The following is a 12,696-nucleotide window of genomic DNA, read 5'->3' on the forward strand; positions in this document are numbered from 1 at the left end:
GGTCTACTCGAGGTAGTCGCGGAGCGACTGCGACCGGGACGGGTGGCGCAGCTTCGCCATCGTCTTGGACTCGATCTGGCGGATGCGCTCGCGCGTCACGCCGAAGGTGTCGCCGATCTGGTCGAGGGTCTTGGGCATCCCGTCGCCGAGGCCGAAGCGCATGCGGATCACGCCCGCCTCGCGCTCGGAGAGGGAGTCCAGGAGCGACTCGAGCTGCTTCTGCAGCATCGTGAAGCCCACGGCGTCGGCGGGGACGACGGCCTCGGTGTCCTCGATGAGGTCGCCGAACTCGCTGTCGCCGTCCTCGCCCAGGGGCGTGTGCAGCGAGATCGGCTCGCGGCCGTACTTCTGCACCTCGATGACCTTCTCGGGGGTCATGTCGAGCTCGCGCGACAGCTCCTCGGGCGTGGGCTCGCGACCCAGGTCCTGGAGCATCTGACGCTGCACGCGGGCCAGCTTGTTGATGACCTCGACCATGTGCACCGGGATGCGGATGGTACGGGCCTGGTCGGCCATCGCGCGGGTGATCGCCTGGCGGATCCACCACGTCGCGTAGGTCGAGAACTTGAAGCCCTTGGTGTAGTCGAACTTCTCGACGGCGCGGATCAGACCGAGGTTGCCCTCCTGGATCAGGTCCAGGAACTGCATGCCGCGGCCGGTGTAGCGCTTCGCGAGGCTGACCACCAGGCGGAGGTTCGCTCCGAGCAGGTGGCTCTTCGCGCGCTGTCCGTCCTTCGCGACCCAGCGCAGCTCGCGGACGAGCTCGGGGCTGAGGTCGGTCGAGTTCGCCAGCTTGTCCTCGGCGAAGAGACCCGCCTCGATGCGCATCGCGAGCTCGACCTCCTCGGCCGCGTTCAGGAGCGCGACCTTGCCGATCTGCTTGAGGTAGTCCTTGACCGGGTCGGCGGTCGCTCCGGTGATCGCCGTCGAGTAGACGGGGACCTCGTCGTCGTCTCCGCCGAACGAGAGCACCAGCGCACCGCTGGGCAGCGGTGCCTCCGGTGCGGCGACCGGTGCGACGGGAGCGTCGGGGGTCTCGGCGTCGTCCTTGGCCTCGGTCTCGGTGTCCTCGACGACGACCACCTCGGTGTCGTCGTCGTCGGCCTCCTCGGGCTCGACGGCCTCGGTCGGCTCCTCGTCCTCAGCGGGGGCGGCGGCCTTCGTCGCCGCGGTCTTGCGCGGGGCCTTCGCCGCGGCGGGCTTGCGTGCTGCGGGCTTCTTGGTCGTCGTCACGTCGTCGTCGACGGCGTCGAGCGTTGCGGTCTTGGTAGCTCTGGTGGCCATGGCGGCACCTCTCCATCCGTTGCGTCCCGGTCGCGGGCGGCTCCGGAGAGCGCCGTCCGTCGGTGGGCATTACGAGGACCCATGTCAAGTCGAGGACGTCGCACGCCCGACGTGGGCCTGGTGCTCCTCGACCCGAACGGGTCCTATTGACAATTATTGCACGCCTGAGTAGTGCGGTCGCGCGCGGAGCCGTGGAAGGCCCGGATCGATCGGCCGCGAGCCGCCGGCGCCGATCCCGTCGACCCGCGATCCCCGCCGGAGGAAGGGCCGGCGCGCTTCGTCAGCGGCCGGATCGTCCTCGGCGCAGACGGTCATTCAATGCAACCCAGAGAGGGGCCACCGTTATTCCCTCGTCCTCCGCCAGGCGACGGCGGGTGCGCCGACGGGCGCTGATCAGACCGAGCACGCCGAGCCCGACCACGACGTACTGCACGCACCACGCGAGACGGAAGCTCTCCAGGGAGTACAGCGAGGCGGAGTCCGCTCCGGGCCCGGCGAGCGCGTCCAGGATGAGCCCGATGGCGAACATCATCGTGAAGCTCGCCAGGAACCCGCCGACGTTCACGACTCCGTTCGCGGCACCGAGACTCCGCGACGGGTTGAAGGTGCGGGCGAAGTCGAAGCCGATCATCGATCCGGGCCCGCCCGCGCCGATCACGACCAGGAGGAGCACGACGAGCCAGTACGGCGGCACTCCCGGCCAGAGCAGCACGACGGTCCAGGCGAGCGCCATGGTCGAGACGATCCCCAGCACCAGGTTGCTCCGGCGCATCGGATGCCGCGCCGTGAGCACGCCCAGGATCGGCCCCACCACGATGCCGGCGATCACCACGATGGTCAGCGTCGGGGCCGCGACCGCGGGCGGCAGGCCGATGGCGTAGACGAGGAAGGGGTATCCCCAGAGGAGGGTGAAGACCGTCCCGGAGGACTGCGTCACGAAGTGCGACCAGAAGCCGAGCTGGGTCCCCGGCCTCCGCAGGCTCACCCCGAGCTGCGCGATCGTCGCCCGCAGCGTCGGCGGTGTCAGGACGATCGGCTCGGTCCGGGGCGGAAGATCGCTGACGAGGAGGAGCACGCCGAGGAAGGCGACCGCACCCAGGCCCGCCGCCGAGAGGAAGGCGGGCGTCCATCCCGCCGAGTGCAGGACCGCCGCGAACGGGAGGGCGGAGAGGATCTGGCCCACCTGGCCGATGTTCCCGATCCACTGCGACAGCTGGGGCACGATCGGACCGCTGAACCAGGCGACGGTGAGGCGGATGACGGACGTGAAGATCGCGGCGTCGCCCGCGCCGACCAGGATCCGGCCGACGATCGCGACTCCGATCGACGGGGCGAGTGCCAGCACCACCTGGCCGACCATCATGAGCGCCGTGCCCGAGAGGATGAGCGTCCGAGGCCCGTACCGGTCGATCAGGATGCCGACGGGGATCTGCATCCCCGCGTAGACGATCAGCTGGACGACGGCGAGCGAGGACAGCACCGCGGCGGTGATGTCGAAGCGCTCAGCCGCGTCGACCCCTGCGACGCCCAGCGTGGTGCGGTCGAGGACCGCCACCAGGTAGGCGAAGGCACCGGCTCCGAAGACGAACCACGCTCGACGAGATCGCACTCGCCCGAGCCTATCAAGCCCGCGCGCCCCCACCGGGGGGCAGGGCTAGGCGCCCGAGGCCTCGTCGCCCGGGCGGCGGATGGCCAGGAACTTCTCGAGCTCCGCGGCCAGCGCGTCCGCACTCGGAACCGCTCCGTCCTCGTCCGTCAGGGGCGAACGGAGGCTCGTGCCCTCCATGTAGGTGTCGTGACGGGACTCCAGCGCCGCGACCAGCTTCTGCAGCTCGTCGTTGCCGCCCACCTGCTCGTCGACCTTCGCGAGGAACTCCCGCCCGCTCTCGCGCAGCCGGTCGGTCGGGAAGATGAGGCCGGTCGACGCCGAGATGCTCTCGAGCGCGGCCACGGCGGCCTGCGGGTACTCGGTGTCCGAGAGGTAGTGCGGGATGAGCAGTGCGAAGCCGACGGCGGGCATCCCGAGCTCGTAGAGGCGGTACTCGAGCAGGTGCAGGACGTTCGAGGGGATCTGCGTGTGCGGGCGCCAGACCGACATCGCCTCGACGAGGTCCTCGCGGTTGCCGCTGACGGTGACGCCCACCGGCCGCGTGTGCGGCACGGGCATCGGGATCGCGTGCACCCAGGTGGTCCCGGCGACCTCGAGGCGGTCGATGAGGCCGACCACCGCGCGGGTGAACCGCTCCCACTGGAAGTCGGGCTCGAAACCGGTGAGGAGGAGGAACGGCTGGTGCAGCTCGTCATGTGCGAGCGAGAGGCGCAGCGTCGCCGGGCGGTAGTCGGTCAGGTGGTCCTGGTCGAACGTGATGATGGGGCGCCGCGCGCGGTAGTCGAGGAGCTGATCCTGGTCGAACGCCACGATCGCCCGGTGCTGGAGCGTGTCGAGGAGGTACTCGTTCAGCTGGCCGACGGCGCCCCCGGCGTCGGTGAAGCCGGTCAGTCCGGCGACGAGGTGGAGCCCGCGCGGCACGTCGGCGAGGTCGCCCTCGATCTCGAACAGGTCTTCCGGATCCAGCATGCCTTCCACTGTAGACGGCGCCCAGCAGGGGCCGGCGAGCGGCGCTGAGCCCTGAGCGAACAGTGCTCGGGAACACGGCCTAGCATGGCCGCCATGCCCCTCTCCTCTCTCGAGTACACGACCGCGCCCGCCTCCGACATCGACACCGACGCCCTCGTCCTCGGCGTCGCTCCGGGGCCGGACGGCCCCCGGATCGTCGGCGCGGACGGCTTCGAGGACGTGGTCAGGGCCCTTCCGTCGCTGGGTGCGACCGGATCCGTCGAGTCGGTCCTCCGGGTCCCGTCGGCCGGTCCCGCGGGCGTCCTCGTGCTGGTCGGCCTCGGCTCGGACGACCCCTCCCCCACGGTCCTGCGCACCGCCGCCGGCCTCGCCGTGCGCACCCTCGCGGGGACCGCCTCCGTGGCCCTCGCCCTTCCCACGAGCACGCCGGAGGCACTCGCCGCCGTCGCCGAGGGAGCCGCGCTCGGCGCCTACTCCTTCTCGGCCTTCCGCGGCACCACGGCCGAGACGGTGAAGACACCGGTCGAGTCCGTGGTGGTCGTCACGACCGATGCCGAGTCGGACCCGGCGCTCCTCGAGCGCGCCCTCGTGCTGGGCCGCGCGGTCGCCGCCGTCAAGGACCTCGTCAACACCCCTCCGTCGCACCTCTACCCGCAGACCCTCGCCGAGGCGGTGCAGGACGGAGCGGCCGGCCTGCCCCTCGAGGTCACCGTCTGGGACGAGGCGGCCCTGGCCGAGGACGGCTTCGGCGGGATCCTCGGGGTCGGCAGCGGATCGACCCGGCCCCCGCGCCTGGTCAAGGTCGCCTACTCGCCCGAGGGGGCGACCGCCCACCTCGCGCTCGTGGGCAAGGGCATCACGTTCGACAGCGGCGGACTCTCGCTCAAGCCGCCGGCGTCGATGGTCGGGATGAAGTACGACATGACCGGTGCGGCGACCGTCTGGGCGGTCGCCCGCGCCGTCGCCGAGCTGGCCCTGCCCGTGCGGGTGACGGCCTGGCTCTGCATCGCCGAGAACCTGCCCTCGGGCAGCGCGATCCGCCCCAACGACGTGCTGACCATCCGCGGCGGCACGACCGTCGAGGTCCTGAACACCGACGCGGAGGGACGCCTCGTGCTCGCCGACGGCATCGTCGCCGCGAGCGAGGAGCAGCCCGACGCGATCATCGACGTCGCCACCCTCACGGGTGCGGCGATGGTCGCCCTCGGCAACCGCTACACGGGAGTGATGGGCGACGACGAGCTGGTGGCCCGCGTGATCGGCACGGCCACCGCTGCGGGCGAGCCGTTCTGGCAGATGCCGTTCCCGCCGGAGCTGCGGCCACTGCTCAACTCCGACGTCGCCGACCTCGCCAACGTGAAGATCGGCAGCACCGCCGGGGGCATGCTCATCGCCGGGCACTTCCTCCGCGAGTTCGTCGGCACGCGCGGCGAGGGCGAAGACGCCACCACGATCCCGTGGGCCCACCTCGACATCGCCGGTCCGGCGAACAACTCGGGCAGCGCCTACGGCTTCACGGGCGCCGGGCCGACCGGGGTCTCCGTGCGGGCGCTCGTCGCGCTGGCCGAGGGCTTCGCGAGCGCGTAGTAGGGTCGACGGGGCGGGAGATCCCGCCTCGTCCCCTCCTCCTCCCGCGCTGCGCTCCGCGTCGCGACCGGTACGGAGCGACCGGGGATCGCACGTCGCAAGGGAGTCACCGGGTGTCGGAAGAGAGCTACGACCTGGTCGTGCTCGGCGGGGGCAGCGGCGGGTACGCCGCGGCGCTGCGGGCCACTCAGCTGGGGATGAACGTCGCTCTCGTCGAGCGCGACAAGCTCGGCGGCACCTGCCTCCACCGGGGCTGCGTCCCCACCAAGGCCCTCCTGCACGCCGCGGAGCTGGCGGACGGCGCCAAGGACGCGCAGAAGTACGGCGTCCGCGCAAGTTTCGACGGCATCGACGTCGAGCAGGTGACGGAGTACCGCCGCGGCGTCGTCGCCGGCAAGTACAAGGGACTGCAGAGCCTCATCTCCTCGCGGGGCATCACCGTGGTCGAGGGCGACGGCCGACTCTCCGGTCCGAGCACCGTGACGGTGGGCGAGCACGTCCTCCACGGACGCTCGATCGTCGTCGCGACCGGCTCCGCGTCGCGGACGCTCCCGGGCATCACGATCGGCGGCCGGATCCTCACCAGCGACGAGGCGCTCGAGCTCGATCACGTGCCGGCTCGCGTCGTCGTGCTGGGCGGCGGAGTCATCGGCGTCGAGTTCGCGAGCGTGTGGCGCTCCTTCGGCGCCGAGGTCACCATCGTGGAGGCGCTCCCCCACCTCGTGCCGAACGAGGACGAGAGCGCGAGCCGACAGCTCGAGCGTGCGTTCCGCAAGCGCGGCATCGCGTTCGAGCTCGGCTCGCGGGTCTCCTCCGTCTCCCAGTCCGACACCGGAGTGAGCGTCTCGCTCGAGAACGGCACCGTCGTCGAGGGCGAGCTGCTGCTCGTCGCCGTCGGCCGGGGTCCGGTCACGGCCGGCATCGGGCTCGAAGAGGCCGGAGTCGCGCTCGATCGCGGCTTCGTCGTCACGGACGAGCGCCTGCGGACCTCGGTCCCGGGCGTCTACGCCGTCGGCGACATCGTCCCCGGACTGCAGCTCGCGCACCGCAGCTTCCAGCAGGGGATCTTCGTCGCCGAGGAGATCGCCGGTCTCGCCCCGCAGGTCGTGAGCGACCTCAACGTGCCGAAGGTGACCTACAGCGATCCCGAGGTGGCCTCCATCGGGCTGACCGAGGCGGGCGCCGTGGCGGAGTACGGAGCCGAGCGCGTCGCCGCGTACGACTACGGCCTCGGCGGCAACGCGCGCAGCACGATCCTGGGCACCAGCGGATCGGTGAAGGTCGTCCGCGTCGTGGACGGACCGGTCGTCGGCGTGCACATGGTCGGCGCCCGGGTCGGCGAGCTGATCGGCGAGGCCCAGCTCATCGTGAACTGGGAGGCGCACCCGGAGGACGTCGCACCCTTCGTGCACGCGCATCCGACCCAGAACGAGGCGCTCGGCGAGGCGCATCTCGCGCTGGCCGGGAAGCCCCTGCACGCCCTCTAGCACCACCGCGGGGCGGCGACCCGCCGCTCCCGCATCACTAAGCTGAACACTGTACGCACACGTCTTAAGGAGACAGGATCATGAGCGAATCCGTCAGCCTCCCGGCACTCGGAGAGAGTGTCACGGAAGGAACGGTCACCCGCTGGCTGAAGAACGTCGGGGATCGCGTCGAGGTCGACGAGCCCCTGCTCGAGGTGTCGACCGACAAGGTCGACACCGAGATCCCGTCGCCCGTCGCCGGTGTCATCGAGGAGATCCTCGTCCAGGAGGACGAGACCGTCGAGGTCGGCGCCGAGCTGGTCCGGATCGGCGACGGTTCCGCGTCCGCGGCGCCCGCCGAGCCCGAGGCCCCCGCCGCCGAGGAGGCTCCGGAGGTCGAAGCCGCCGAGACCGAGCCCACCGACGTGGCGACCCCGTCGGTCGACTCCGACAGCGAGGAGGAGGCTCCGGCCCCCGCCGAGCCCGAGCCGGCCCCCGCCGCCGAGAAGCCCGCCGCCCCCGAGGCCGCCGCACCGGCTCCCTCCGTTCCCGCACCGGCGCCCGCGGCCGCCGCGCCCGCCCAGGCCGCGACCCCCGAGCCCACCGACTCGAACCCCGGCTACGTGACCCCGCTCGTGCGCAAGCTCGCGAGCGAGCACGGCATCGACCTCGCGTCGCTCACCGGCACCGGTGTCGGCGGCCGCATCCGCAAGCAGGACGTGCTCGACGCCGTCGAGGCCGCGAAGTCGGCTCCCGCCCCGGTCTCGGCTCCCGCCGCCGCCGCGGCGAAGGCCGCTCGCACCCCGCTCGAGACCTCGCCGCTGCGCGGAACGACGCAGTCGCTGTCGCGCCTGCGCAAGGTCCTCGCCCAGCGCGCCGTCGAGTCGATGCAGTCGACCGCTCAGCTCACCTCGGTGGTCGAGGTCGACGTGACGAACGTCGCCCGCTTCCGCGACTCGGTGAAGAAGAGCTTCCAGGAGAAGACCGGCGCCAAGCTGTCCTTCCTCCCGTTCTTCGCGCTGGCGGCCGCCGAGGCGCTGAAGGCCTACCCGGTCATCAACTCCACCCTCGACGGCGACTCGATCGTCTACCCGGACCACGAGAACATCAGCATCGCGGTCGACACCGAGCGCGGCCTGCTGACCCCGGTCCTGAAGAACGCGTCCGACCTGAACCTCGCGCAGATCGCCTCCACCATCGGGGACCTCGCCGAGCGCACCCGCAACAACAAGCTCAAGCCCGACGAGCTGGCCGGCGGCACCTTCACGCTGACCAACACCGGATCGCGCGGCGCGCTCTTCGACACCCCGGTGGTCTTCCTTCCGCAGACCGCGATCCTCGGGACCGGCATCGTGACCAAGAAGCCCGCCGTGCTGCAGGTCGACGGTCAGGACGTCATCGCGATCCGCTCGACCGTGTACCTCGCGCTCTCGTACGACCACCGCACGGTCGACGGTGCCGACGCGGCGCGCTTCCTGGTCGCGATCAAGGAGCGCCTCGAGGAGGGCTCGTTCGAGAACGACCTCGGCATCTGAGCGGACTCGTCCGCTGAGGGGACGGCCTAGCCGCCCTCCTCGGTGAACACCTCGCGCAGGAGCCAGCCGGCCTCCGTCCTGATGATCAGGACGGAGGCCGCTGTCGTCTCCCCCGCCTCGGCCGTCGCATCGATCGAGAGGAGAGCGGACGCCCCTTGCTCGTCCGTCAGAGCGGCGTGGTCGACCGTTCCGAGTGCCGCCACGAAATCCGGTCCGCCGTCCGAGCGCAGCGGTGAATCCTCAGCGCTCAGGCTGTCGATGCAGCTCCGATCCGTCGCTCCGGAGCAGGACGCGAAGCTCCGGAGCAGCGCGGTCGCCGCTTCGGCGGCCGGGAGGTCGGCGGAGGGAGGTCGGGGCGGGACCCCTGAGACATTTCCGGTCGGAGCGGCCGACGTGGCTCGCTCGCGCGGCGCGCTGACGTCCTGCTCGTTCCCCGCGACGAGTCCGGCGACGAGAGCACCTACGACGACCGCTGCCGCAGCGAGCAGCGGACCGCGACGCGCGGTCGCCATCGCGACGGCCCGACTCCTCCAGCCGTCGAGCGGGTGCACGCGCCGGTGCCGGGCGAGTGCTGAGGCTCCGGCCGCCGCGGAGCGACGCCGCAATCGGAGTCGCCACGTCGCGGTGATCCCGGCGATGCGCGTGCGAGCGCTGGGCGAGCCGGTCGGCCCCGGCTCCGGACCTTCGGACGCGGCCGGGACCGCCGGCGCCGTGAGCAGCTCTCCGAGAGGAGCGGGCGCCGCCCAGCGGTAGAGGTGCGCTTCGAGTCCAGCGAGATCGGCGTCCTCCGGAGGACTCGACTCCGGAGCGGCCGCGAGCAGCACCGCGCGGAAGGCCGACGCCGGCGTGGATTCGGCCCCCGCCTCTCCCAGCAGGAGGACGGGCCTCCCTTCCGCCGTCAGGCCGACGGATCCGGTGCCGATCGACAGGACGACGCCGTGGTCCGCGGCGTCCCGCAGCGCCTGCGCGATCGGAGCGAGGACGGTCACCGCGGCGCCCGCCGGCAGCCGGTGCCCTCGCTCCAGGACCCGGGCGAGCGTCTCCACGACCGCCGGTCGCGTCAGCAGGACCACGACCCCGTCGTCCACGCAGAGGTCGACCAGGGTCTCGCGGTGCCCGTGCTCGGGCAGCAGGGCCACCCCGTTCCGCAGGGCGACGGCGGCGTCGTCGACGGAGCAGAGGCGCGCCTCGAGGCCCTCCCCCTCGGGCCCGCGCACGAGGTGCCCGCGCGCCGACGGGCCCACGACCTCGTATCCCGCGACCCGTCGTCCTCGCTCCTCCTGCACCCGCCCCGTCTCCGATCCCATCCCCCGAGGATCGACCGACGCACCGCCCGCCAAGGGCCGCCGATCCTGATCTGGGGACGACCGGGCACAGCGGCCGCCGGGGAGGAGCCTCTCGCTGATCGAGGGGGAACGGTCCCTGCGGCCGGGGCGGCTCGGTATCCTTGAGCACATGGCACGCAGCACGGAACCGTCGACGAAGGCGGTCAAGGAACCCGGACGTCTCAAGCAGATGTGGCAGGTGTTCCAGATGACCCGCCGCTACGACAGCAGCGCGGTCTGGATCATCCTGCTCGCGACGCTGCTGCCCGTGCTCCTCGGCGTCCTCCTCGGGATCCTGCTGGGCGGAGGCAACGGCTTCGTCATCGCGCTCTGGGTGCTCGTCGGCGTGCTCGCCGGCATGGTGGCCGGACTCGCCGTGCTCTCCCGTCGCGCCGAGCGCGCGGCCTACGGTCAGATCGCAGGCCAGCCCGGCGCCGTGGGAGCGGTGCTCCGCAGCGGCCTCCGCGGCACGTGGACCGGGACCGAGATGCCCGTCGCCGTGAACGGGAAGACCCAGGACGCCGTGTACCGCGCCGTCGGCCGCGGCGGTGTCGTGCTCATCGCCGAGGGCCCCTCCGGCCGGACGAAGCGCATGCTCGACGACGAGCGCCGCAAGGTGACCCGGATCCTCCCGAACGTGCCGGTCACGTTCGTCCACGTCGGCCCCGACGCCGACTCGGTTCCGCTGCACCGCATCCCGCGAACCCTCGCGAAGACGAAGAAGGCCCTCACCAAGGCCGAGGTCCTCGCGGTGAAGAACCGGCTGGCCTCGCTGAACACGTCGCTGCCGATCCCGAAGGGCGTCGACCCCTTCAAGGTGCGCCCGCAGCGCTCGCGCTGAGCGCGGCGCCGACCGCTCGGCGTCGACCGCTCGGCGTCGACCGCTCAGTAGCGGACGAGCACCGTTCCCGCGACCTTGTCGTGGAAGCCGCGCTGGTCGGAGTCCCAGACCAGCGCGGGAACGAGCACGGCCAGGAGCAGCGAGCGCACCAGCGGGCGCCACGCCCCCACCCAGCCGCCGCCGAGTCGGACGACGCGCATCCGGAGCAGGCGGTGCCCGATGCCACCGCCGATGGTCGGGATGAAGACCGCCTGCAGGACCACGAACAGGATCAGGCTCGCCCAGCGGTCGTAGGAGAAGAACGCCAGCGAGATCAGCGCCGCGATCGCGAAGTCGACCGCCAGCGCGGCGAAGCGGCGACCCGGTCGCGCGATCGACATCCGGCCCTCACGGGGCAGGCCGAGCCGCTCCCCCGGCCAGTGGCTCGGGGGCACATCGGCGAAGGTCCTGCGTTCCGGTCCGGGCATGGATCCATCGTATCGGCGCCCCCTGAGCACCACGGCCGGCCTGCGGAGCCAGGATGAGTCAGACTCACGTAACATGCTCGAAACAAGGGGGACACTCCAGGGACACACCCCGTGACTAGCCTGGGACGGCTGCGCTCAGCAGTAACCCGTTATGCCATAGGAGACTTCTGCATGTTCAAAGATTCTTCCGAGGTGCTCAAGTTCATCAAGGACACGGACGTCAAGTTCCTCGACATCCGGTTCACCGATCTCCCCGGTGTCCAGCAGCACTTCAACATCCCCGCCTCGACCGTCGACGAGGAGTTCTTCTCGGTCGGCCAGCTCTTCGACGGGTCCTCGATCCGTGGATTCGCGAACATCCACGAGTCGGACATGCAGCTGATCCCCGATGTGACGACCGCCTACGTGGACCCGTTCCGCGTCGAGCGCACCCTGATCCTCGTCTTCGACATCTACAACCCGCGCAACGGCGAGATCTACTCGAAGGACCCGCGCCAGGTGGCCAAGAAGGCCGAGAAGTACCTCGCCTCGACCGGCATCGCCGACACCGCGTTCTTCGCCCCCGAGGCCGAGTTCTACATCTTCGACGACGTCCGCTACGAGATCACGCAGAACTCGGCGTTCCACTCCGTCGACTCCGTCGAGGGCGCCTGGAACTCGGGCCGCGTCGAAGAGGGCGGCAACCTCGGCAACAAGACGCCCTACAAGGGCGGCTACTTCCCCGTGAGCCCCGTCGACAAGCAGGCCGACCTGCGCGACGACATCTGCCTCAAGCTGATCGACGCCGGCCTCATCCTCGAGCGCTCGCACCACGAGGTGGGCACCGGCGGACAGGCCGAGATCAACTACCGCTTCGACACCATGGTGCACGCGGCCGACGACATCCTGAAGTTCAAGTACATCGTCAAGAACACGGCCGAGCAGTGGGGCAAGACCGCCACGTTCATGCCGAAGCCCCTCTTCGGCGACAACGGCTCGGGCATGCACACCCACCAGTCGCTGTGGAACGACGGCACGCCGCTCTTCTACGACGAGAACGGCTACGGCGGACTCTCCGACCTCGCCCGCTGGTACATCGGAGGCCTGCTCAAGCACGCCCCCGCCGTGCTCGCGTTCACGAACCCGACGGTGAACTCCTACCACCGCCTGATCCCGGGCTTCGAGGCGCCGGTCAACCTGGTCTACTCGGCCGGCAACCGCTCCGCGTCGATCCGCATCCCGATCACGGGCACCAACCCCAAGGCCAAGCGCATCGAGTTCCGTGCGCCCGACGCCTCGGGCAACCCGTACCTCGCCTTCGCCGCGCAGCTGATGGCGGGCCTCGACGGCATCAAGAACCGCATCGAGCCGCACGAGCCGGTCGACAAGGACCTCTACGAGCTGCCCCCCGAGGAGGCGAAGCTCATCCCGCAGGTCCCCGCGACCCTCGGCGAGGCTCTCGACGCCCTCGAGGCCGACCACGACTTCCTGCTGCAGGGCGGCGTGTTCACCCAGGAGCTCATCGACACCTGGATCGAGTACAAGCGCGAGAAGGAGATCAAGCCGCTCGCGCAGCGCCCGCACCCCTTCGAGTTCGAGCTGTACTACGGCGTCTGAGCCGACTCGGCACGATC

General features: G+C 71.1%; 10 protein-coding genes. 5 read left to right on the plus strand and 5 right to left on the minus strand.

Features of this window, described 5'->3' with window-relative positions:
• Positions 1 to 3: 3 nt before the first annotated feature.
• The 3 genes from ASF48_RS12880 to ASF48_RS12890 form a co-directional block, all read right to left on the minus strand.
• Positions 4 to 1,284, minus strand: a complete 1,281-nt coding sequence (locus ASF48_RS12880) for an RNA polymerase sigma factor (RefSeq protein ID WP_055792292.1) — start codon at positions 1,282 to 1,284, stop codon at positions 4 to 6.
• A 280-nt stretch (positions 1,285 to 1,564) separates the two neighbouring features.
• The gene (locus tag ASF48_RS12885; RefSeq protein WP_055792294.1) at positions 1,565 to 2,893 is read right to left on the minus strand and encodes an MFS transporter; all 1,329 of its coding nucleotides are present in this window, start codon (positions 2,891 to 2,893) and stop codon (positions 1,565 to 1,567) included.
• 45 nt (positions 2,894 to 2,938) lie between these two features.
• Positions 2,939 to 3,862: a proteasome assembly chaperone family protein gene (locus tag ASF48_RS12890; protein ID WP_055792297.1), complete on the minus strand. Its 924-nt coding sequence runs from the start codon at positions 3,860 to 3,862 to the stop codon at positions 2,939 to 2,941.
• A gap of 93 nt (positions 3,863 to 3,955) precedes the next feature.
• Between ASF48_RS12890 and ASF48_RS12895 the strand changes: the two genes are divergently transcribed.
• From ASF48_RS12895 to sucB, 3 genes are all read left to right on the plus strand, one after another.
• Positions 3,956 to 5,449, plus strand: coding sequence for a leucyl aminopeptidase (locus tag ASF48_RS12895; RefSeq protein ID WP_055793142.1), 1,494 nt, complete (start codon positions 3,956 to 3,958; stop codon positions 5,447 to 5,449).
• Positions 5,450 to 5,562: 113 nt separating this feature from the next.
• Complete coding sequence (gene lpdA, locus ASF48_RS12900; RefSeq protein ID WP_055792301.1) at positions 5,563 to 6,936, plus strand: dihydrolipoyl dehydrogenase; 1,374 nt, start codon at positions 5,563 to 5,565, stop codon at positions 6,934 to 6,936.
• Between the two features lie 80 nt (positions 6,937 to 7,016).
• Entirely contained in the window at positions 7,017 to 8,450 is a 1,434-nt protein-coding gene (gene sucB, locus ASF48_RS12905) for a 2-oxoglutarate dehydrogenase, E2 component, dihydrolipoamide succinyltransferase (RefSeq protein ID WP_055792304.1), read from the plus strand.
• A gap of 26 nt (positions 8,451 to 8,476) precedes the next feature.
• On the opposite strand, the gene ASF48_RS12910 is transcribed toward sucB, so the two are convergent.
• Positions 8,477 to 9,757, minus strand: a complete 1,281-nt coding sequence (locus tag ASF48_RS12910) for a hypothetical protein (RefSeq protein ID WP_055792306.1) — start codon at positions 9,755 to 9,757, stop codon at positions 8,477 to 8,479.
• A gap of 148 nt (positions 9,758 to 9,905) precedes the next feature.
• Between ASF48_RS12910 and ASF48_RS12915 the strand changes: the two genes are divergently transcribed.
• On the plus strand, positions 9,906 to 10,616 hold the full coding sequence (locus ASF48_RS12915) for a DUF4191 domain-containing protein (protein ID WP_055792309.1): 711 nt from the start codon (positions 9,906 to 9,908) through the stop codon (positions 10,614 to 10,616).
• 44 nt (positions 10,617 to 10,660) lie between these two features.
• Here the strand turns inward: ASF48_RS12915 and ASF48_RS12920 are convergent, their stop codons facing one another.
• Positions 10,661 to 11,083, minus strand: coding sequence for a transporter (locus tag ASF48_RS12920; protein WP_055792311.1), 423 nt, complete (start codon positions 11,081 to 11,083; stop codon positions 10,661 to 10,663).
• Between the two features lie 171 nt (positions 11,084 to 11,254).
• Here ASF48_RS12920 and glnA point away from each other — a divergent pair, with 171 nt between their 5' ends.
• Positions 11,255 to 12,679, plus strand: a complete 1,425-nt coding sequence (gene glnA / locus ASF48_RS12925) for a type I glutamate--ammonia ligase (RefSeq protein WP_055792314.1) — start codon at positions 11,255 to 11,257, stop codon at positions 12,677 to 12,679.
• Positions 12,680 to 12,696 lie beyond the last annotated feature (17 nt).

The sequence above is a fragment of the Rathayibacter sp. Leaf299 genome, from assembly GCF_001423055.1.
GTDB lineage: Bacteria > Actinomycetota > Actinomycetes > Actinomycetales > Microbacteriaceae > Rathayibacter > Rathayibacter caricis.

What these genes read in the sequence shown, in the direction of transcription:
- ASF48_RS12880 (WP_055792292.1), bottom strand. Translation starts at nt 1,284, where the DNA reads ATGGCCACCAGAGCTACCAAGACCGCAACGCTCGACGCCGTCGACGAC.
- ASF48_RS12890 (WP_055792297.1), bottom strand. Translation starts at nt 3,862, where the DNA reads ATGCTGGATCCGGAAGACCTGTTCGAGATCGAGGGCGACCTCGCCGAC.
- glnA (WP_055792314.1), top strand. Translation starts at nt 11,255, where the DNA reads ATGTTCAAAGATTCTTCCGAGGTGCTCAAGTTCATCAAGGACACGGAC.
- ASF48_RS12910 (WP_055792306.1), bottom strand. Translation starts at nt 9,757, where the DNA reads ATGGGATCGGAGACGGGGCGGGTGCAGGAGGAGCGAGGACGACGGGTC.
- ASF48_RS12895 (WP_055793142.1), top strand. Translation starts at nt 3,956, where the DNA reads ATGCCCCTCTCCTCTCTCGAGTACACGACCGCGCCCGCCTCCGACATC.
- sucB (WP_055792304.1), top strand. Translation starts at nt 7,017, where the DNA reads ATGAGCGAATCCGTCAGCCTCCCGGCACTCGGAGAGAGTGTCACGGAA.
- ASF48_RS12920 (WP_055792311.1), bottom strand. Translation starts at nt 11,083, where the DNA reads ATGCCCGGACCGGAACGCAGGACCTTCGCCGATGTGCCCCCGAGCCAC.
- ASF48_RS12915 (WP_055792309.1), top strand. Translation starts at nt 9,906, where the DNA reads ATGGCACGCAGCACGGAACCGTCGACGAAGGCGGTCAAGGAACCCGGA.